General features: G+C 59.3%; 24 protein-coding genes. All 24 read left to right on the top strand.

Annotation, left to right across the window (positions count from 1 at the left end):
- Positions 1-34 precede the first annotated feature (34 nt).
- The 24 genes from AM571_RS03580 to AM571_RS03695 all read left to right on the top strand — a co-directional run bounded on the left by AM571_RS03580 (position 35) and on the right by AM571_RS03695 (position 20,753).
- Positions 35-988, top strand: a complete 954-nt coding sequence (locus tag AM571_RS03580; protein WP_074060217.1) for a flagellin — start codon at positions 35-37, stop codon at positions 986-988.
- 195 nt (positions 989-1,183) lie between these two features.
- On the top strand, positions 1,184-1,822 hold the full coding sequence (locus tag AM571_RS03585) for a hypothetical protein (RefSeq protein WP_074060218.1): 639 nt from the start codon (positions 1,184-1,186) through the stop codon (positions 1,820-1,822).
- Positions 1,819-3,105, top strand: coding sequence for a MotB family protein (locus AM571_RS03590; protein ID WP_074060219.1), 1,287 nt, complete (start codon positions 1,819-1,821; stop codon positions 3,103-3,105). Before AM571_RS03585 ends, AM571_RS03590 begins: the two co-directional genes overlap by 4 nt.
- A 4-nt stretch (positions 3,106-3,109) precedes the next feature.
- A complete protein-coding gene (motC, locus tag AM571_RS03595; protein WP_074060220.1) occupies positions 3,110-4,414 on the top strand; it encodes a chemotaxis protein MotC in 1,305 nt (434 codons plus the stop codon).
- 1 nt (position 4,415) lies between these two features.
- Positions 4,416-5,837, top strand: coding sequence for a flagellar hook-length control protein FliK (locus tag AM571_RS03600; protein WP_074060221.1), 1,422 nt, complete (start codon positions 4,416-4,418; stop codon positions 5,835-5,837).
- Entirely contained in the window at positions 5,785-6,342 is a 558-nt protein-coding gene (locus AM571_RS03605) for a lytic transglycosylase domain-containing protein (RefSeq protein WP_074060222.1), read from the top strand. The genes AM571_RS03600 and AM571_RS03605 overlap by 53 nt, the downstream gene beginning before the upstream one ends.
- A gap of 281 nt (positions 6,343-6,623) precedes the next feature.
- On the top strand, positions 6,624-7,295 hold the full coding sequence (rem, locus tag AM571_RS03610; protein ID WP_074060223.1) for a transcriptional activator Rem: 672 nt from the start codon (positions 6,624-6,626) through the stop codon (positions 7,293-7,295).
- A 133-nt stretch (positions 7,296-7,428) separates the two neighbouring features.
- Entirely contained in the window at positions 7,429-8,739 is a 1,311-nt protein-coding gene (locus AM571_RS03615) for a flagellar hook protein FlgE (RefSeq protein WP_074060224.1), read from the top strand.
- Between the two features lie 19 nt (positions 8,740-8,758).
- Positions 8,759-10,255, top strand: a complete 1,497-nt coding sequence (flgK, locus tag AM571_RS03620; RefSeq protein ID WP_074060225.1) for a flagellar hook-associated protein FlgK — start codon at positions 8,759-8,761, stop codon at positions 10,253-10,255.
- Positions 10,256-10,258: 3 nt separating this feature from the next.
- Positions 10,259-11,305: a flagellar hook-associated family protein gene (locus AM571_RS03625; protein WP_074060226.1), complete on the top strand. Its 1,047-nt coding sequence runs from the start codon at positions 10,259-10,261 to the stop codon at positions 11,303-11,305.
- A 36-nt stretch (positions 11,306-11,341) separates the two neighbouring features.
- Positions 11,342-11,689 (top strand): flagellar biosynthesis regulator FlaF, encoded by a 348-nt coding sequence (gene flaF, locus AM571_RS03630; protein WP_074060227.1) that lies wholly within the window; start codon positions 11,342-11,344, stop codon positions 11,687-11,689.
- Entirely contained in the window at positions 11,686-12,135 is a 450-nt protein-coding gene (flbT, locus tag AM571_RS03635) for a flagellar biosynthesis repressor FlbT (protein WP_022717181.1), read from the top strand. The genes flaF and flbT overlap by 4 nt, the downstream gene beginning before the upstream one ends.
- Positions 12,126-12,551: a flagellar hook assembly protein FlgD gene (gene flgD, locus AM571_RS03640; RefSeq protein ID WP_074060228.1), complete on the top strand. Its 426-nt coding sequence runs from the start codon at positions 12,126-12,128 to the stop codon at positions 12,549-12,551. Before flbT ends, flgD begins: the two co-directional genes overlap by 10 nt.
- Positions 12,552-12,623: 72 nt before the next feature.
- A complete protein-coding gene (gene fliQ, locus AM571_RS03645; RefSeq protein WP_022717183.1) occupies positions 12,624-12,890 on the top strand; it encodes a flagellar biosynthesis protein FliQ in 267 nt (88 codons plus the stop codon).
- Positions 12,891-12,979: 89 nt separating this feature from the next.
- Complete coding sequence (gene flhA / locus AM571_RS03650; protein WP_074060229.1) at positions 12,980-15,067, top strand: flagellar biosynthesis protein FlhA; 2,088 nt, start codon at positions 12,980-12,982, stop codon at positions 15,065-15,067.
- Positions 15,064-15,816, top strand: a complete 753-nt coding sequence (locus AM571_RS03655; protein ID WP_074060230.1) for a flagellar biosynthetic protein FliR — start codon at positions 15,064-15,066, stop codon at positions 15,814-15,816. The genes flhA and AM571_RS03655 overlap by 4 nt, the downstream gene beginning before the upstream one ends.
- A 3-nt stretch (positions 15,817-15,819) precedes the next feature.
- Positions 15,820-16,233, top strand: a complete 414-nt coding sequence (locus AM571_RS03660) for a hypothetical protein (RefSeq protein ID WP_074060231.1) — start codon at positions 15,820-15,822, stop codon at positions 16,231-16,233.
- 31 nt (positions 16,234-16,264) lie between these two features.
- Complete coding sequence (locus AM571_RS03665) at positions 16,265-16,822, top strand: rod-binding protein (protein ID WP_074060232.1); 558 nt, start codon at positions 16,265-16,267, stop codon at positions 16,820-16,822.
- A gap of 11 nt (positions 16,823-16,833) precedes the next feature.
- The gene (locus tag AM571_RS03670; protein WP_074060233.1) at positions 16,834-17,205 is read left to right on the top strand and encodes a hypothetical protein; all 372 of its coding nucleotides are present in this window, start codon (positions 16,834-16,836) and stop codon (positions 17,203-17,205) included.
- Positions 17,199-17,732, top strand: coding sequence for a flagellar basal body-associated FliL family protein (locus tag AM571_RS03675; protein WP_074060234.1), 534 nt, complete (start codon positions 17,199-17,201; stop codon positions 17,730-17,732). The genes AM571_RS03670 and AM571_RS03675 overlap by 7 nt, the downstream gene beginning before the upstream one ends.
- Before the next feature lie 639 nt (positions 17,733-18,371).
- Positions 18,372-19,016 carry a TetR/AcrR family transcriptional regulator gene (locus tag AM571_RS03680; protein ID WP_074060235.1) on the top strand — a complete coding sequence of 215 codons (645 nt, stop codon included), beginning with the start codon at positions 18,372-18,374 and terminating at the stop codon, positions 19,014-19,016.
- Entirely contained in the window at positions 19,006-19,458 is a 453-nt protein-coding gene (locus AM571_RS03685) for a cupin domain-containing protein (protein ID WP_074060236.1), read from the top strand. The genes AM571_RS03680 and AM571_RS03685 overlap by 11 nt, the downstream gene beginning before the upstream one ends.
- Before the next feature lie 121 nt (positions 19,459-19,579).
- Complete coding sequence (locus AM571_RS36065; RefSeq protein WP_155774407.1) at positions 19,580-19,741, top strand: hypothetical protein; 162 nt, start codon at positions 19,580-19,582, stop codon at positions 19,739-19,741.
- Positions 19,742-19,910: 169 nt separating this feature from the next.
- A complete protein-coding gene (locus AM571_RS03695) occupies positions 19,911-20,753 on the top strand; it encodes a WecB/TagA/CpsF family glycosyltransferase (RefSeq protein WP_074060238.1) in 843 nt (280 codons plus the stop codon).
- The last annotated feature ends 39 nt before the right edge of the window (positions 20,754-20,792 follow it).

A 20,792-nucleotide genomic window follows, 5' to 3' on the forward strand; every position in this document is an offset into this window, starting at 1 on the left:
CCTGTCCCATTCATACTAGTTCAGGGATTAATCGATGGCCTACACGATCACAGACGTAGGCGCGTTGAACGTGCTCACTGTTCTTCGCGGCGTTAGCAAGGAAGCCGACACCGTTCAGCGGCAGGTATCGTCGGAGCTGCGCGTCGAGACTGCGGCAGACAATGCCTCCTCATGGGCTTCCGCAACGACGCTGCGGTCGGACGAAAATGCGTTGAGGACGGTCGGCGATGCGCTTGGTCTCGGTGCCGCGAAGGTCGATACCGCCTACACGGCGATAACTTCGCTGATCGATGTGGTCTCGGAGATACGCAAAACCGTCGTATCGGCGAGCGACCCCGCCAATGATCGAGACAAGCTCAGCGTCACGATGGAGCAGTATAAGGCACAACTGGAAAGTGCCGTGAATTCCGTCAATTTTTCCGGCGAGAACTGGCTGTTGAACCGAGATGCGACGGCACCCGTGCAACGGTCGGTCATCGGCGGATTCGTCCGCGGTCCGAACGGTGAATACTACCCGCAGAACATCACTTACCCGGCAGCCAACACGATCATGATCGACACGAACAACGCCAGCCGCGGGCTACTGACGAAATCGATCAACGCCGATCCGGACGCAATGCCTGCCCGCAATTACTACTTGCTCGATGCGGGTTCGACGACGTCGGCGGTTGGTTCCGAAATGTCGATCTCTACAAGCTCGACGTCGCAGGACCTGCAGGACATGCTGACGGTATTGGACAATATTATTTCCAGCCTCAATGCGACCGCCGCGGGCCTTGGCACGATGAATTCCCGCATCGAAGACAGGCAGGATTTCGTCGCCACGCTTTCGACGTCGCTGAAGAGGAGCATAGGCGCCCTTGTCGATACCGATATGGACGAAGCTTCGGTTCGCCTGTCCGCAGCTCAAACAGCGCGTGATATGGCAACCGAAGCACTTTCCGTCATGAATACGTCCGCAAGCAAGGTCCTGATCCTGCTCGAGTAGTGTCGGCCCGAAAGGCATGCGCGGAGCCTGCCATTCATCCTCGCACAAGTTTGGGTTTCTAGTCTGAAGAAGAAACGCTGTTTGAGCCGTGCGGAGGCTGAAGAATGTCTTCGCGTCCGTTGCCGGCGTAAGGGTTTGGTTCGTGCAAGGCAGGACGCGCATGTCGAAATTGATTGCAGATGCCGGGGGGTTTCAATGAGCGCTATGCTTTCCCGGTATTTGAAGGACTTCGGTGAGACGAAACCTGCCGCACAGGTCGTCGACGCGGACAACTTGGTCGACGACGACTTCGGCGGTTTTGCGAACATCCCGCAAGAACCTGCGGTCGATGTCGGAGCCGAGCGTCGCGAGGCCTATGGCGAAGGCTATGCCGCAGCCACGGCCGAGCTGACCGAGAGGTACGAGTTGGAGGCGCAGACGGTCTCGCTTGTGCACCAGCGCGAGATCGAAGAACTGACGGCAAGGTATCAAGAAGAGACGGCAGCGGTGATTGCACGCCGCCTCGATCAGATCGGGGTGGAGGTCGCAAACCTCGTAAGTGCGGCAACCGCGAAAGCGATTGCGCCGATGCTGACGGAGGCGCTTGCCGTCCAGGCGGTCTCAAGTCTCGCAGCCATGCTACGCGAAGCGATCCTGGAAGGCGCAGCAGGTTCGGTGACGGTCAGGGGCCCGTCGCGGCTTTTCGAGTTGCTGAAGGCCGAAATGGGTGAAAGGCGGGATCTGCTGCATCATCAGGAATTCGAAGACGCCGATCTCTCCGTTGAAGTCGGTGATTCCGTCCTGATTACGCGCATTTCCGCCTGGTCTGCCAGCCTGAAGAAGGTTCTTGAATGAGTGAAAGCGAAAACCATCACCACGGCAGGAATGAAGTCATCATCGTCAAGCGGCATGGCGGCGGCGATCATGACGGCGCCCATGGCGGCGCCTGGAAAATCGCCTATGCCGACTTCATGACCGCAATGATGGCGTTCTTCCTCGTCATGTGGCTGGTCAATGCGGCCAACGAGGAGACCAAGGCTTCCGTCGCCACCTATTTCAACCCGATCAAACTTGCCGATGAGAAGCCCACCGAGAAGGGCTTGAAGAAGCCCGTCGACCAGGCCGATGGCGATCGCAAGCAGGACAGGTCCAAGGTAGAGGAAGAAGAACCCACCAAGGGCGCATCTGCCGCCAATGGTGACGATCAGACGTCGACTTCGGGCGACCAGAAGAATTACTCCGAAGCCGATTTCTTCGAGAACCCCTATTCGGTACTCGCCGAAATCGCCCAGGAAGTCGGCCAGCAGGCAAATGTCAGCGCCAAGGGCGAGGGCGGAGCAAGCGATTCGGGCCCCGCGACCGGAGCTGACGGCGGCCAGGCGTATCGCGATCCGTTCGATCCGGATTTCTGGACGAAACAGGTCGAGGTCACGCAAGCCGACAAGGTCGAACAGGCAGCAGCCGACCAGGCCGACCCCGAACAGAAGCCCGATGCGACGGCACTGGCCAAGGCAGAGGCTCTCAAGCCCGCAACCGCGGATCCAGCGTCCGCCGCCGCAGGCGAAGCGCAGGACAAGGGCGCGATCTTGCCGGAAAAATCGGGTGAAGCCGCAGCCAAGGCGCAAAAGCACGGCCAACAGCAGCCTGCCGATGCACCGGTGCCCGCCGACGAAGACAAACAGGCCGAGGAGCTGCAGCAGGAGATCGCCCGGCAGATCAGCACATTTGCGGGCAAGCTTGCGGAAGGTTTGACCGTCACTGCAGCAGAAGGCGGCCTGCTGGTCAGCCTGGCCGACCAGGACGACAATTCCATGTTCAATATCGGCTCGGCCGTTCCGCGTAAGGAAATGGTGCTGGCGATGGAAAAGATCGGCGAAATCCTGAAGAGCCGTCAGGGGGCAGTCGTCATTCGCGGCCATACGGACGGCCGTCAGTTCAAGGGTGCCGACAATGAGAACTGGCGTCTTTCCATGGATCGTGCGCAGGCGGCCTATTACATGCTCGTTCGCGGCGGGGTGGACGAAAAGCGCGTCGCTCAGGTTTCCGGCTTTGCCGATCGGAGGCTGAAGCTGCCCGACGATCCCTTCAACGCCGCCAACCGCCGCATCGAAATCCTGGTTCAAACGGATCGGGGATAGTCTCATGGCGCGCCCGCAGCACCGGCATCTTCTCCTGGCTCTCGGATTGGCGATCGCTTCGCCAACCGTCGCTGCAGATGAGGATCAGGCGAACCTGGCGCCGTACAAGATGTTGCGTTCGCTGCAGTTCGTACAGGACTCGGTCGCCCTCGGCGATCATTCGGCGGCCGAGATGCAGCGCTTCATGCTCGGCACGATCGATCAGCGCCTGCGCAATGGGGATGCCTCAGTCTTCGATGACGACCGCAACGTCGATGCCGCACTCGTCTATGCCATGAGCGGCGGCAATCCGGCCACTCTCGAATACCTGATTGCCAGGGACGTGAACGGTTATTTCGACAATCGCGTAACCGATGTCCTGCGCAAGTACCTGAGCGGCAAGGGCCTGCTCGTTGCAAAGACACTGGTCGATACCGCAAATGAGTACCGCGACAAGAAGATCGGTCCCTATCTCGCGCTTGTCGGCGGCAACGTCATGGTGGCGCGAAGCCCGGACGAAGCGCTCAAGCTCTATGATCAGGCGCGGCTTTCGGCGCCGGGGACGATTGTCGAAGAAGCCGCCCTGCGCCGCTCGGTGGCGATCTGCGTCGAGGCGGGTCTCCTTGACAAGGGGCTTGCCTATTCGCAGCGCTATGTGCGGCGGTTCCTCCACTCGCCCTATGCGAGCCAGTTCGCGGATCTTTTCGTCAAGCTGATCGTCGACCACGACCATTTGAAGACGGAAGATATCGTCAGCATCCTCTCCTTCATGGACGAACCGCGGCGCCGCGAGGTGTATCTGCGCATTGCGCGAGCCGCCGGTATTGCCGGCAAGGCGGAGCTTGCAAGGACGGCGGCCGGATATGCCCAATCGCTTGCCGGTGAACCGAACAATGCGCTCGGCATGCTTGCCGATTTCTACGGCAACATGGCCTCTGTCTCCACGCCCGACGTGGGTGCGGCCGCAAAGAGCATCAGCAGCGTTGCAGACAGCGAGCTCTCCCCGCGCGACCGCGCATTACGCGCTGCAGCCAAATCCATCGCCGAACAGGTGCTGCAGCCGCCGGATCCGGCAAGCCTGACACAAGCGTCCGGTTCTAAACCTGCTAATGAAGAAATCACTTCTGAACAGGCAGCCGTATCGACGGCCGACGGATCCCAGCCCGTAGAGATCACGGCGCCCTCCGAGCCTGCTGAAGATGGGGCGGCGCCGGCGCTTTTGGGGGACGGTGCAGAGCAGGAGGCTGACCCGTCATTCAAATCCTTTGTGACGACGAGCCGTTCGAAACTCGACGAAATCGACGGTCTCTTGAGCCAAGAGAGCAATTGAAATGATCGACATGAACCTAACGGGGGGAGCGGCCGCAACCGAAGCCGCGCCAGCCGCCAGAGGCAATGGTCCGGCAGCCAAGGGCGGCGAGGCTGCCAATGGCGGCTTTTCGGACGTGCTCTCGAAGGCAGGAAACGGTGCGCAAAGCACCACCGGCGGCGCGCCTGCCGCAGCCGCTTCGGCCGACGATGCCCAAACAGCCGTCGACGAGGGCGCTGCCGGCCGTGTCGTTCTTGATTTGCGCGATCGTGCGCGCAGCAAGCCGTTGATGGCTCTTCGCGATGCATCCTTGAAACAACAGGCCGCAACGCAGCCGGAGAAGGTTGCGATCATCACGGGCAAATCCGGCAAGGATCAGATGAAAGGCCGCGTCGATGCCGCTTCGGTAGAATTCGACGTCAAGGAAGACGCCCGCGAGGTCGCCGAAGATGCACATGCCGCAAAAGACGGAAAATCGGCAAAGACCTTGGAGAACAAGACCGGAGCCGATGAAGTCCCTCCGTCGGATGCGACGTCCGTCTCCGATGCACTCGGTCTTTTGAACAAGGAGGCGACGGGCACGGTGATGCCGGTGTCACTCCTGGCTGCAGGCCACGTGGATGAAAAAGACGATATGGCCGGTAAGGAAAGCGATCCCGGCCGTGGCACGGCAATTGCGACTGCGGCCGATGCGCTGGCGGCGATCAGCGCCAGCGACGCGCAGATGCCGGCGGTAGACGGCCCAGCCAATCTTGAGGCAAAGACCTTCCGTTTGAGCCGTGCGGACGGGCGCGGGGAGTCCATGGACATCCGTATCGGTGCTGATCAGGACGCGTCCGGCGCCAAGGCAAAGAGCGATATCGAAAACGTCACCGTTCTCGATTCACGCCGCTATATCGGCCTTGCGCAGAATTCCGCATCCGTGACCGCGGCAATCCTTGGCGACAACGAGTGGACGGGTGCGATGCAGCCGAGTTCGGCATTGTCGAACGCGGCCGAATGGACGAGCACCGGGAAGGTCGTCAACACGCTGAAGATTCAGATGTCGCCGATCGACCTCGGTCTCGTGACGGCAACGATGCGCCTTTCCGGCGATGCCCTGAACGTCGACCTGAAGGTTGAAACCGGTGCGGCCTATCGGCAGCTCAAGGAAGATCACGGCAAGATCATCGAGGTTCTTCGCAGCCAGGGCTATGCCATCGACAACGTCACGATCAGCATGGCGCCGGTAGAAAGGCCCGACGCGGGGAACCAGGCAAATGCCCAAGAGCAGTCTTCCCAGCAACAATCCCTGCAGCAAGGGCAGGGTGGCGAAGCGCGCGAGCGCAACGCCCAGACGGCGCAGCGCGGCAATGGAGGCCTTAATGGGGCAGGGGAGACCAATGGTGAAGATGTTGCTTCTGGTGCCGCTGGCGGCGGCGCTTCTGGCAGCGTTTACCTGTGAGGCGCGCGCCTCCGGCGGTGCCTGCGAAAGGGAAATCCAGTCAGCTGCTTCCAAATACGCCATACCGGAAGGCATTCTCTATTCCGTGGGGCTCACGGAAACCGGCCGCAAGGGTTCGCTCAATCCTTTTGCGCTCAACATAGAAGGCAAGGCAGTCTTCCCGCCCACCGAGCTGGACGCCATGAGGCAGTTCCATTCGGCGCGAAAAAACGGCGCCAAGCTCATCGACATCGGCTGCATGCAGATCAACCATTACTTTCATGGCGAGAATTTCAGCTCGGCGGAAGCCATGTTCGACCCGCACCGCAATGTCGAATATGCGGCCAAGTTCCTTCGCAATCTTCACCATCGGCATGAAACATGGACGATGGCGGTAGCACGATACCATGCCGGGCCGAACAACGATCCTGCGCAGAAGCGTTATGTCTGCCGCGTGATCGCCAATCTCGTCGCTACCGGCTATGGCAAGTGGACTCCCAATGCGAGCAACTTCTGCCAGAACTGATACAAGCAAAAATTGAAAATCCGGAACAAAACGGAATCGTGCCATAATGTGGCAGGAATTGGCCGAAAGTTGGGTCCACAAGACCTGATTTACCTTTCGTTAACTTTTCCACGAAATTTTTGTGTGCATAACTGACAAGGCATACTAGATATAGAGCAAATCGGGACCCAGTTCTTAATCAACTATTAATTCCTGCCATTTAGTTCCAGCAGCTTGTCCCAGATTCGTGCGATTCGTACCCATAGATCATCGAGGTGCCACACTGATTCGGAGGCGGACGAATGATCGTAGTGGTTGATGAGCGTGAGCTCGTGAAAGATGGTTATACATCACTGTTTGGCCGGGAGGGCATTCCCTCGACCGGCTTTGATCCAGGTGAATTCGGCGAGTGGGTGCAAACGGCGGCCGATTCCGATATCGCGGCTGTCGAGGCCTTCCTGATCGGCCAGGGCCGGCAGGCTCTCGAGCTGCCGCGGGCGATCCGGGATCGCTCCCAGGCGCCGGTGATCGCGGTCAGCGACCAGCCGTCGCTCGAAAACACCCTTGCACTTTTTGATTGCGGCGTCGACGACGTCGTCCGCAAGCCCGTGCACCCACGTGAAATCCTGGCGCGGGCTGCTGCGATCCGCCGCCGCCTGAAGGCGATTTCGACCCACACCGATATCGGCGCGATCCGCGTCTTCTCGGACGGCCGCGATCCGGAAATCAACGGTGAAGTCTTTGCGCTTCCCCGCCGCGAACGCCGCATTCTGGAATACCTGATCGCCAACCGCGGCCGCCGCGTCACCAAGACCCAGATCTTCAATGCCATCTACGGCATCTTCGACGAGGAAGTCGAAGAAAATGTCGTGGAAAGCCATATCTCCAAGCTGCGCAAGAAGTTGCGCAAGAAGCTCGGCGTCGACCCGGTCGATTCGAAGCGCTTTCTCGGCTACTGCATCGACTGGAACTGATTTTCAGCGGCGGGCCTGGCCCGCGGAAACGTGCCTTTCAACATTTCGATCAGGCAGCTCCGCTTTAGACAGACAGCTTCACGCAAGGCCCGCCAAATACTCTCCAAGCTATCAAGGAAAACGAGGTTTTCAGATGAGCATATTTGGCAGCATGAAGACGGCAGTGTCGGGGATGAACGCACAGGCAAACCGCCTGAGCACCGTTGCCGACAACATCGCGAATGCAAATACCACCGGCTACAAGGCTGTCTCGACGGCCTTCTCCTCCCTCGTGCTGCCGTCCACGGCTGGCAACTACAATTCCGGTGGTGTGCAGACGTCGATCCGTCAGGCTGTTTCCGACCAGGGCGACATCTCCTACACGACTTCGGGCTACGACCTTGCCATTTCCGGCGACGGCTTCTTCATCGTGCAGGGCGCCGACGGCACGCCGGTCCTGACCCGCGCCGGTGACTTCACGAAGGACGACGAAGGCAATCTCGTCAACTCCGCAGGTTTCACGCTGATGGGCTATCCCTATGGTTCGTCCGCTCCGGCCGTCGTCGTCAACGGCTTCGACGGCCTTGTTCCGATCAATGTCCTCGGCGACCAGAAACTGGAAGCCGTGCCGACGGCGAATGGTACGTGGACGGGCAACCTCAAGCCTTCTTCGCCCATCGAAACCACCGCGGCAGACCTGCCGAGCGCAAACGGCGCAACGGCCACATCCGATACCCAGAAATATTCGATCGTCACCTATGACAAGCTCGGCAGCAAGGTGATGTACGACATCTACTTCACGAAGGTTCCGGTAACGGCCGTGGCGCCGCTGCCGCCGACCGGCACCGCCTACGAATGGGAAATGGCGGTATTCCGCAATGCTGACAAGGCCGCGACTGGCACTAGCTCCTTCCCGTACTCTTCAGCCGCCGTTGACGTGAAGCGGGTATATTTCGACAGCTCCGGGCAGATGCTGACGGATGCAACGCATACCGGCACCACGGATATCATCGATCCGGTGACGGGTCTCACCATCAATATGAGCCTCGATCTCTCGCAGGTCGGCGACAGTTGGTCCGGTACTGGCAACGTCGATGGTCAGGGCGCGAACTCGCCGGTCGATATCACGATCGACGCCGATGGTGTGGTGTATTCGAAGTACGACGACGGCAGCACCAAGCCTGTCTTCCAGATCCCGCTCGCAAACGTGCCGAGCCCCGATCTGCTGACGCTGATGTCCGGCAACGTCTACTCCGCCAACGGCAGGTCCGGCGTCACCGTCACCGGCTTCCCGCAGACGAGTGGCTTCGGCAAGATCCAATCGGGCGCGCTTGAAGGTTCGAACGTCGATATGGCAGGCGAGCTCACGGAAATGATCGAGTCGCAGCGCAGCTACACGGCAAACTCGAAAGTGTTTCAGACGGGTTCGGACTTGATGGACGTCCTCGTCAATCTCAAGAGATAAGTAAGGTAACGGCTAAGCCATGTCGCTCACTTCCGCACTTAACACGGCACAGGGCATATTCAACAATACAGGCGCACAAAGCAGCGTCGTATCGAACAATATCGCCAATGCCGGCAATAAGGATTACGTGCGTCGGCAGGCGATGCTCACCACCTCGTTGAACGGCGCGCAGGTGGTCAAGATCAATCGTGCGCAGGAGGATGCTCTCCTGCGCCAGTACCTGAAGAGCAATTCTCAGGACAGTGCCCAGCAAACGCTCTTGAACGGCTTGGAAGACATCAAGTCCGTCATCGGCGGCAACGATTACGAGACGGCGCCCTCCACCTATCTTGCGGTCTTTCGTGACAAGCTCAGCGCGTTCAGAGCCGCACCGAACAGCACGATCGCCGGCCAGGGCGCCATCACGGCGGCGCAGGACGTCGTAAACTCGCTGAACAATGCGACCAATGCTGTCCAGCAGGTGCGCATGAATGCGGACAAATCGATTGCAAATTCCGTCGAGGAGCTGAATGAGCTGCTTGCGCAATTCGAAACCGCAAACAACGCCGTCAAGTCTGCCACGTCTTCCGGTGCCGATCCGTCGCAAGCGCTCGACCAGCGCGACGCCTTGCTCAAGCAGATTTCCGGCATCGTGGGAGTGACGACCGTTTCCCGCGACAACAACGACATGGTGCTTTTTACCTCGGACGGGGTGACGCTCTTTGAGACCATTGCGCGCACGGTGACGTTCAAGCCGACCCAAAGCTACGGCGCATCCACCGACGGCAATGGCGTCTACATCGATGGCGTGGCGCTCGGCAAGGGTTCGGGCGGCACGACGTCGGCGCAGGGCAGTCTCCAGGCGCTTCTCCAGCTTCGTGACGACGTCGCGCCGACATTCCAATCCCAGCTCGACGAAATCGCCAAGGGCCTCGTTGCGTTGTTTTCGGAAACGAACACGGCCGGAACCAGCACGCTGCCGGGTCTGTTTACCTGGACGCTGCCGAGCGGGCTTGCGGGCGCAACGCCGACGACAGCTGCGATCATCGACGGCATTGCAGGTTCCATCACGGTCAATCCGGCGGTGGTGACCTCGCTGGGCGGCGATCCGATGAAGCTGCGCGACGGTTCGATCAACGGCGCCACGTTCAATCAGAATACCGCTGCCAACGGCGGCTACACCGCCCAGCTCGACAAGCTCTACACGGCCATGGGCGCCAAGATGGATTTCGATCCGGGCGCCGGCGTCATCGGCTTCAACTCGGCGACGGGTATCGATTCAAACGTCAGCATCATGGATTTTTCGTCCAGCTCGATCGGCTGGTTCGAACAATACCGCAGCGACGCGAGCGGCGCCACGGAGAACACGGCGGCAGCGCTTTCGCGATCCGACGAAGCCTATTCCAATGAGACCGGCGTCAATCTGGACGAAGAGCTGACGCTGCTTCTCGACATCGAACAATCCTACAAGGCGGCTACGAAGATTTTGAACGCCATCGATGAAATGTTGAAGTCATTGCTGGATATAGCGAGTTAAGCCATGAAGAGCTCCTTTATTTCTAGTTCAGCCATTCAGAACGCCATGCGATTGACGATCCGCCAGTCGCAGAACCAGATGGTCAAGGCTTCGATTGAAGCCACCACCAAGACCTACGCCGATATCGGCGTATCGCTCGGCATCGACGCGGCCAAGAGCGTGAACTACGCGCGAGAGCTCGATCGTATCTCCTCGTTCAAGGACAGCAACTCCACCGTCAATCTTCGTCTCGAAATGTCCCAGAGCGGATTGGCCGACGTGCAAAAGGCGAGCGATGCACTGGTGAAGAATCTGACGGCGCTCAAGGGAAGCCAGGCATCGACCGCCATCACCGTTACCCTCCAGTCCTCGTCTGCGGCACTTTCGCAGCTCATGGACACCGGCAACATGATCACCGGCGGCGAATACCTGTTTTCCGGTGTCAATACGGACGTTCCGCCACTGACGGATCGCAGCGCGACCGTCGAAGCCGATATCGTCACTGCGCTGAACACTTATGCGAGCGGGCTGGCCAAGCCGGTCAGCGCCTTGACGGCGGCTGAAATCGATACCTTCATGTCCAGCACCGTGGAGCCGATGTTCAGCGCTGCGGCATGGACCGATCCGGTAACAGGCTGGTCCAAGGCTTCCAACCAGAACATGACGAGCCGGATCAGCAACTCGGAAGTCATCACATCGTCCACCAACGCCAATTCCGACGGCATGCGCTACCTTGCAATGGCCACGGTAATGACGAATGCGCTGATCGACCAGGGCCTTGGCACTGATGCCATGGACGCGGTTTCGTCGCGCGCCATCGGCTATGCGGCGCAGGCGACCTCGGGCCTCGTGACGCAGCAAAGCCAGCTCGGCCTGTCGCAGGAGCGCGTCTCAAAGGCCAACGACGCCCTCGACGCCCAGGCTGCCATCATCAACAACAAGGTCGTGGACCTCCAGGGTGTCGACCCGGCAGAAGCTTCCACCCTCGTCAAGACTTTGGAGACACAGCTCGAAACGGCTTACACGATCGTATCGAAAATACAGCAGCTGAGCCTCGTGAACTACCTTTGATGATCAAAGGCGCGCAATACAAAGAAGGATGCATGAATGTATCAATTCTCTTATGCCGAGGTCATGCAAGACTCGGTGACCGACGCGAAAGAGCGGGAGCGGCAAGTTCTCGACCGGTCGATCGAATTGCTTTCGCTGGCGCGCGACAAGGAAAAGTACAGCCGGGAATCGGTTGAGGCACTGTTCTACACCCGGCGACTTTGGGTGAGTTTCATCGAGGATCTCAAGCATCCCGACAATCAGCTCCAGATCGAGCTGCGGGCCAACCTGATTTCGATCGCAATCTGGATTTTGAAGGAATGCGACAAGATCAGGCGACGCCAATCGAGTAACTACCAAGGCATTATCGACGTTACCACCATCATCAGGGATGGACTTAAATGAAAAGTACACTTCGCATTTCGCTAAAAGCCGGAGAGAGAATCTTCATCAACGGCGCGGTTTTGCGCGTTGACCGCAAGGTCGCGCTGGAATTCCTGAATGATGTGACATTTCTTCTTGAAAACCATGTTCTTCAGCCGGAAGACGCTACGACGCCGCTGCGCCAGCTCTACTTCATTGCGCAGATGATCCTGATCAATCCGGAAGGCAAGGAGCAGTCGACGGCAATGTTCCGCAAGTCGATCACCATGCTGCTGACATGCTTCAAGAACGAAGAGGTTCTCGCCGAGCTGAAGCGCATCGATGGCCTCGTCTCGACGGGGCGCGCATTCGATGCACTGAAGGCGATCCGCGCGCTTTACCCCACCGAAGACGGCATCTTGAACAACCAGGAAATGCACCCGGCGATGGTCGAGCAAATCCGCAAGGAGATCGCACCATGGCGGTAGACGGCGTTTCCAGCGTCGGCACGACGTCGACCACGCAGACTGCGCAGCAGAAGGCGACGCTCAACTACGACAACTTCCTGCAGTTGCTCATCGCGCAGATGAAGAACCAGGATCCGACGGATCCGATGGACGCCAGCGAGCAGATGTCGCAGCTCGCAAGCTTCTCGCAGGTGGAGCAGACGATCCAGACGAACACGAAACTGGACACGCTGCTTGCAAGCTCCAGCCTCACCCAGGCCGGCAGCTATATCGGCAAGCACATGACCAGCGCCGACGGCACCGTTAATGGCACCGTCGCCTCGGTCAAGGTGTATTCCGACGGAATTATCGCGACGACGACGGATGGGAAGAGTATTCTTGTGCAGGCGGGAATCACGCTCGCGGACGAAGCGCCGACGTCAGACACGTCGTCGTGATCTGGTTTGCAATGAACTCATGATGGTCCGGCTTCTGCGGGCGGACCGAAATGCGATATGAGGCGCCTGACGATGAATGAAGCCGATGCACTCGACCTTTTTCAGGCGGCGATCTGGACCGTTTTGATCGCGGCCGGCCCTGCGGTTGCGGCTGCCATGATCGTCGGTCTCGTCATCGCGCTGATCCAGGCGCTGACGCAGATTCAGGAAGCGACGCTCACTTTCGTTCCAAAGATCGTCGCCGTCCTCATTACCGTCGGCATTTCCGCACCGTTCGTCGGTTCCCAGATCTCCATTTTCACCGACATGGTCTTTTCGCGCATCCAGTCCGGCTTCTGAGCTACCTTCGCGCAAGCTTCGCCGGTTAATTCTCGATCCGTACTGGGCAGGATTTTACCTGCCTCCTCTCATGAAGAGACGGAATCGAAATGGCGCAACCACCTGCACTCCCCCTTCCGAAATCTGCTCCGAGCCTTCGTGATGTCGGTTTTGCCCTCGGCATCATGGTCATCATCTGCGTGCTCTTCCTGCCGATTCCGCCGTTTCTGATCGACTTGGGGCTGGCTTTTTCGATCGCGTTCTCCGTTCTGATCCTGATGGTTGCCCTCTGGATTCAAAAGCCTCTCGAATTCTCGTCCTTCCCGACCATCCTGTTGATCGCGACCATGACGCGACTGTCGCTGAACATCGCAACGACGCGCGTGATCCTTTCGCATGGCAACGAGGGGCATGACGCCGCCGGCGGCGTGATCGCAGGCTTTGCAAGCCTGGTGATGTCCGGCGATTTCGTCATCGGTCTGATCGTGTTCCTGATCCTGATCACCATCAACTTCATCGTCATCACCAAGGGTGCGACGCGTATCGCCGAAGTCGGCGCGCGTTTTACCCTGGATGCGATCCCCGGCAAGCAGATGTCGATCGACGCCGATCTTTCTGCGGGCATCATCGACGAGAAGGAGGCGCAGCGCCGCCGCAAGGAGTTGGAGGAGGAAAGCTCCTTCTTCGGCGCCATGGACGGTGCCTCCAAATTCGTCCGCGGCGATGCGGTGGCCGGCCTCCTTATTACCTGCATCAATATTTTCGGCGGCATCATCATCGGCTATTTCCGCCATGACATGCCGATTTCCGAAGCCGCCGACGTCTTCGTCAAGCTCTCGGTCGGCGACGGCCTGGTTTCCCAGATGCCGGCGCTTATCGTTTCCCTGGCGGCAGGCCTTCTCGTTTCGCGCGGTGGCACCATTGGCTCGACCGACCAGGCCGTCGTCAATCAGCTGAGCGGTTATCCGCGCGCGCTTTCCGTTTCCGCCGTGCTGATGGCGGTCCTGGGTCTGATGCCCGGCCTGCCGACGGTCCCCTTCCTGTTCCTTGGCGGTCTCATGGCCTTCGGCGCGTGGTTCATTCCAAGGCAGATCGAAGCGGAGAACAAGGTCCGCCGCGAGCAGGAGGAGAAGAAGGTCGTTCAGACCAAGGAGCTCGAAAAGGACTCCGTCAAAGCGGTCCTGCGCACCTCCGAAATCGAACTCGCCCTCGGCAAGATGGTGTCGACACGCCTGCTTGGCGCACACCAGGAACTCGCCTTCCGCGTCGGCAAGATGCGCAAGAAATTTGCAACGCAGTATGGCTTCGTCGTTCCGGAGATCAAGGTCACCGACGATATCGGCATTCCAGAGAAGTCCTACCAGATCCGCATTCACGGGACGACGGTGGCATCGAACGCGCTGCGTGTCGGCGAAGTCTTGGTCGTCACCGGCTCCGGCCGAAAGCCGCGCATTCCAGGAGACGAAATCCGCGAACCGGCTTTCGGAATGCCGGCGGTTTCCATTCTTGAGGCTTTTGCCGAGGACTTGAAACGGGAAGGTTTCCAGCCGATCGACAACGTCTCGGTGGTCCTCACCCACATGAGCGAGGTCATTCGCAACAACTTGCCGCAGCTTCTCTCCTACAAGGACGTGAAGGTTCTGATCGACCGTCTCGATCCCGAGTACAAGAAGCTCGCGGACGAGATCTGCACCTCGCATATGTCCTATTCGGGCCTGCAGGCGGTCCTCAAGCTGCTGCTTGCCGAACGCGTCTCGATCCGTAACCTGCACCTGATCCTGGAAGCCGTGGCCGAGCTTGCGCCGCATGTGCGCAAGACCGAGCAGATCGTCGAGCATGTTCGCATCCGCATGGCACAGCAGCTCTGCGGCGACCTGGCCGACAATGGCGTGCTGCGCGTCCTACGGCTTGGCAGCAAGTGGGACATGGCCTTCCACCAGGCACTCAAGCGCGACAACAAGGGCGAGGTCGTCGAATTCGACATCGATCCGCGCAGCCTTGAGGAATTCAGCGAGCAGGCAACGAAGGTTATCCGTGAATTCATGGATCGCGGCCTGCCATTCGCCCTTGTCACGTCGCCGGAAACACGCTCCTATGTACGCATGATCATCGAACGGCTGTTCGCCACGCTTCCGGTTCTTTCGCACGTCGAACTGGCCAAGGGCATCGAGATAAAGATTTTGGGCTCTATTTCATGATTTCCGACCCGCAAGGGACTGTTCTGGCGCTCTTCCTGGTTTTCTGCCGAATCGGCGGCTGTGTCCTTGCAATGCCAGGCTTTTCCTCGGCGCGCGTGCCGGAGTTGCTGAGGGTCTTCGTGGCCGGCGGCCTTTCGATCGCCATGCTGCCGGTCCTTTGGGACACGGTTTATCCGGCTGTCAGCAATACCGGCACGACCTATATCGGTCTCATCGTCAGCGAATCGCTGATCGGCGTCATGTACGGCTTGCTGGCGCGCCTCTACACGTTGGGCTTCCAGTTCGCCGCCAGCATCATCGCCATGATGGTCGGATACACCTCACCGGGTGCGGCAGATGTCCTCGAGGATTCGATGGAAACGAGCCTCTCGGGTTTCATCACCTTTGCCGGAATGATGATTCTCTTCATGATGGACTTCCATCACATCGTGTTCCGGGCGCTGATCGATTCCTACACGACGATGCCCTTCGGCGGCATTGCCGATATGCGCGCCAATCTGATATCGCTGACCGATACGCTGCAATCGACGACCTACGTCATGCTCCGGCTCGCAAGCCCGTTCCTCATCTACAGCATGATGTTCAACGTCTCGATCGGCTTCATCAACAAGCTGGCGCCGCAAATTCCCGTTTACTTCATCTCGACGCCCTACATGCTGCTTGGCGGCTTGTTTTTGTTCTATTTCTCTGTCGCCGCCTTGATCAGCCAGTATGCACAGTCTTTCCCAAGCGTGTTCATCGGAAGATAGCGGATGGCGCAGAAGACCCGTTCCGAAAAGCTGAGGCGGCTTGTGGCAGTCCAGCGGCACCTGGAGCAGATGGCCGAGTACGACCTTGCCGAAACGAGCCGCCAGCGTGCCGATGTCAACCAGTCGATCGACAATGTCGTCCTGGCGCTCGGCTCCATGGATCCGGTCCATCGTGCCTTTTCGCAAAGCTATGCGGACCGGTTCGAGCGGCTGAGCACCAAGGACAAGCAGTTGACCGGCATGCAGCAACTGCACGAGATGCGACTGCAGCGCGAGCGGGCCAAGGGCGACCGGCTGGAAGAGGGCATGAAGGACGCCCTTGAAAGCGAACGGCGCGAGGCCGATGACAACGCGGTCTATGACGTCATCGATCAGAAATTTGCAACACCAGCCTCCAGCAAGCTTCAAAAACCATAATCCCTGCAACTTAATTTAGAGGATTGTGACATTGGCGATTTCACCCCCGAGTGATCTGGTCCTGGACGTTGTCAAAGCCGCCGACCCGATGGAGGTTCAGGTGGCCCAGGAGAAACTGAAAGCGAGCCGCGCCGCCTTTCGGGCAACGAGCCTTGCCGAAAACGGTGATGGATTTTCTGCCAAGGTGCTTGACGGCGTTACCGAAAAGACCGGGCTCGACAACGTCAAGAATCGCGCCGGGACTGAGGAGATTCCTGAAACCTACCGGAAGTTCGAGGCCATGGTGCTTCAGAATTTCATCAAGAACATGCTGCCGAGCGAGAGCGAACAGGTCTACGGCAAGGGCGCGACAGGTGACATCTGGAAGGGCATGATGGCCGAGCAACTCGGCAACGTCATCTCCGAAGGCGACGGCGTCGGCATAGCCAAGCAGCTGTATAACGAGGCGCTTCGCAAGAAGGAGGGTGCGATCGTGAACGCGTCTGCGGACCAGGATGACCGCAAGGTCGCCTTCAGCATGATCGACGAATTCCAGCGCAAGACGTTCGGCACGCCAACGGCGGATGCCAAGATCAATAATGAAGCATAACCGAGGATCAAATGGAAATCATCTCGAACGAATATCGTATCAAGTCGGTCCTCGGCCGTCTGGAAATGATCATTGACAACGAGAACACGCGGATCGGCAGCGACCCACAGTTCGATCTCAAGGTCTCGAATGCGCACAAGAGCCGCTGCCTCTATGAGCTGTCGACGCTCTTTCGTGATACGGACCCGGCCGAGCTTGCTGCGTCGCATCTGGAACAGCTTCACGGGCTAAAGCAGAAGCTGACGCTCAACGCCCGGCGCGTTGAAGCGCATCTTGAAGCCGTTCGTGCAGTTGCCGACCTGTTGAAGAATGCCGTTCAGGATGCGGATGCCGACGGCACCTATTCCCAGGAACAGTTCGTTTCGCGTGATGCCGGATGGTGAAGCTCGTCCTGACAGGCATCTGGGTCTGCGCCATCACGCTTGCTTCGGTCTATTTCTCCGTGAAGCTGGCGACTGCACCGGCTCCGCCGGCAGATGATTCGAAGCAGAGCCAGCTTGAGCTTGTGAAGGGCGAGACAATCACCGTACCGATCATCGGCGACGGCGCGGTGACCGGTTACTTCCTCGCTCGCGTGTCCTTCATGATGAACAAGGACACTGTGAAGGGGCTGACCCTGCCGCTTACCGAAATGACCACCGACGAGCTTTTCACCCTGCTCGTCGGCAATAAGATGGTCGATATCAGCAAGCTGAAATCATTCGATCCTGAGGCCTTGCGCGACGCGATCAAGAACGGCATGAACGAGAAACTTGGCGGCGAATATGTCTCCGAAGTCATGCTGGAGCAGCTCGACTACCTTTCCAAGGAAGAGGTGAAAGCCAACGCCTCCGGCCATCAGAAGAGCACGGCCGATCCGGTCAAAATCATCCAGTCCCCACCACCTGAAGCTGCAAGCGCAGCCCACTAGTTTTCGCCGGCTTGGCCAAATTGACGGCGCAGCTTCATGCTGAGAATCAGACAGCCCCGAAATTGCGCTGACGACGGGGGCAGGCGGGCTGGGATCGAACGTGCGCACCCTTCCAACCGGGTCGCTTGGCTGCGAGTTCTCATCCGGCTTCATCCAGACCACGCCTAAAGCCACGTCTGTCGCATCACCAAGCCACTGTGACCCTAAGACACCAGGGGCGTAGATCGAGACGCTGGTTGCGCGTTTTGAACGCATTTACAGGTTGGCCGATCATTTGCGTTTGCGAGGACCGAATGGCGAGGAGTGGATTTTATCTCGCAGCCGCAGCCCACCAAAGAGCTTGGAAAACCCGCCTGACCGGTTCCCATGCCGGCATCCCAAAACGGCAGTGCGGGCGCAGACCTTTCAGCGGTTCGACGCAAGCGGCTATCTATGCCCAAGAGGCTGCTTGTCTGGTCTTGGTCATTGATGAGGCATAGGACGAGCGGCGCCTCGTTTCGGCGCGCGCAAGTCACAGCCACGCTTTCCGCAAAGTCTCATGCACTCAGATTCGATATTTCGCGACACTAACTGTGGCGCCAATTGACGCTGCGCAAATTTAATGTCACAGATGGTGCTGCGAAATATCGAGAACCCCGCATGACCAATGTCCGCACCTACAACAGTCCTCTGCGTGAGAAGAAAACGCGCGAGACGCGGGAGGCAATCTTGGTCGCCTTGTTCGAGCTGATGGATTCGGCTGGCGGCGCCCCGGACGAGATCGGCACGGAAGCCATCGCCCGAAAGGCCGGCGTGCAGCGGCGGACCCTGTTCCGCCATTTCGCCACCAAGGATGAACTGCTCGCTGCCTTCTGGCCCTGGCTGAATGCCCGGATCGGCGTATCCGCTTCGCCGGAGACGCTGCGGGAGATCGTCGAAGGTCCGCGCCTCGCCTTCCGCCGGTTCGACGCGCACGAATCTGCGATCCGTGCCGCGCTGCATTCTCGCACGGGTCGTGAAATGCGGATGGGCACGGTTGCCCGTCGCCGCGCCTGTTTTGCGCGCGCGCTGGGGCCCGCCATCGCCTCCCTGCCGGCCGACGGGACCGCAAAGGTCGAGGCTCTGGCGCATCTTCTTCTATCGGCTTCCGCATGGGAGGTCCTGAAGGATTACGGCGGTCTCACCGGCGCCCAGGCCGGTGAGACCGCATCCTGGGCGCTCGAGGTGATCCTGTCCGCGGTCGCTTCGGGCCAATCTCCGGCGGGCACAACCTCGCAACCAAAGGAGACAGGCGATGGAGATTGAAGTGAATAGCCCCGACAGCGGCGAGACCCTCTGGGTCGTCGCCGACCGCATCCGCTTCCTCGGCGGTCTTTTCGGCTCCGACCTTGAACTGATCGAGGTCGAGGTTCCGCCGGGCTCGGGCACGCCGCCCCACACCCATGCTTCGCCCGAAATGTTCTATGTGGTCGAGGGCGAGCTGACAGTGCGCCATTTTGCGCCAGGCGGTTCGCCCAAGGCGACGGTCGCCGGGCCGGGCACTTCGATCCGCGTCGAACCGATGGCGCCACACAACTACTCGAACGACAGCCAGGCCCCGGTGCGCATGCTGGTGCTTGTAGAACGATCCATGATCGCCTTCTTCCGCGATATCGGCACATCCGAGCCGCAGGCGCAGCCCGATTTCGCTCGAATCGGCGCAGCCATGCAGCGCCACAACATCGACGCACTGACGATGGCGGCCTGAGGGCAAGATCTGCAGCACTGGCCGCGGAATTTTGAGTTCGTGGCAGTGCTGCGGCGGCGGGTCGACCATCTCACGCACCGGATCGGATCGTTCCCGGCGCGCCGGCGTCGCCGTGCTTCGGATGCTGGTCGACATCATCGTCGAGCAGTCTGCCGGCATTGCGCAGATCGACGGGGCCGCAGCCGAAGCTTTCATCGCGAGCATGATGAGCGCCCCGTTTTGCTTGGCGCACGAGCTTAACAAAACCTTGAAAGCGGCGGCGGAATTCGAACGATTTTTCTAAGAGTTGTTTGAAACCGACCTGCTATAGCTGGCCTCACACCCCCGATGCAGCATTTCGGACTTGCTGCAAGCGGGCAGGTGCTGCCGGTTCGTAAAGACCTGCTGGTGCGGAATATATCTTGTGTTTTCCGGGATGTTGGGCGCGTGAAGCACCCTGGCTGGAGGTTGGAATGAACCTGATCGCGAATTTCGCGGTTCTTGCATCGCGCCGCACGATTTTCGACGTGCCGGTATGCGATCTTGGATGGGACGACGCGCTCGTCTTCATCAACGAGCTTGCTTCTTTTCCAGTCGGCCAGACCGTCATCTCCTTCGTCAACGCACACAACATGCTGATGACGCTGCGCGACGGCGAATACCGAGATATCCTCCTGCAAAATCTCGTCCTGCCGGACGGCATCGGCCTCAACATCGCTTCCAAGATAGCGCATGGGGCGCCGTTTCCTGCCAATCTCAATGGCACTGACTTCGTACCCGCTCTTCTGACCTATATGGAAAATCGGCGCCGTGTCGGCCTGATCGGCGGCAGGCGCGAAGTCGTCGAAAAAGCCGCAGCGAATTTCCGCAAGCATGCGCCCTGGCACGAATTCATCGTCATCTCGGACGGTTATTTCGACAAGGAGAATCCGACGGAGCTCATCGACGAGCTTGAGCACCAGGACCTCGACATCCTGATCATTGGCATGGGCACGCCGCTGCAGGAAAAGTGGGCGCATCATCACATTCGCGCCGACCACGCCCGGCTTGTCCTGACTGTTGGGGCGCTTTTCGATTTCATCTCCGAGGTCGTTCCCCGTGCTCCGGAAACCGTTCGCATGATGCGGCTGGAATGGGCCTACCGGATGCTGCAGGAGCCAGCCCGCCTCTGGCGGCGATATGTGCTCGGCATCCCGGTTTTTCTGTTTTACGTGATGCAATACCGCTTCAATCGCCGCGAGCGCATCCTTAGCCAGGCGGGCAACGACAGCTCTCCATTGCCGGCACCGCAGGAAAGGGGCGAGGCGGCTCACTGAGCGCCTGCTTCTTGCCTCCGGCAGTTAACCATTTCTTTG

It is taken from the genome of Rhizobium etli 8C-3 (assembly GCF_001908375.1).
GTDB lineage: Bacteria > Pseudomonadota > Alphaproteobacteria > Rhizobiales > Rhizobiaceae > Rhizobium > Rhizobium etli_B.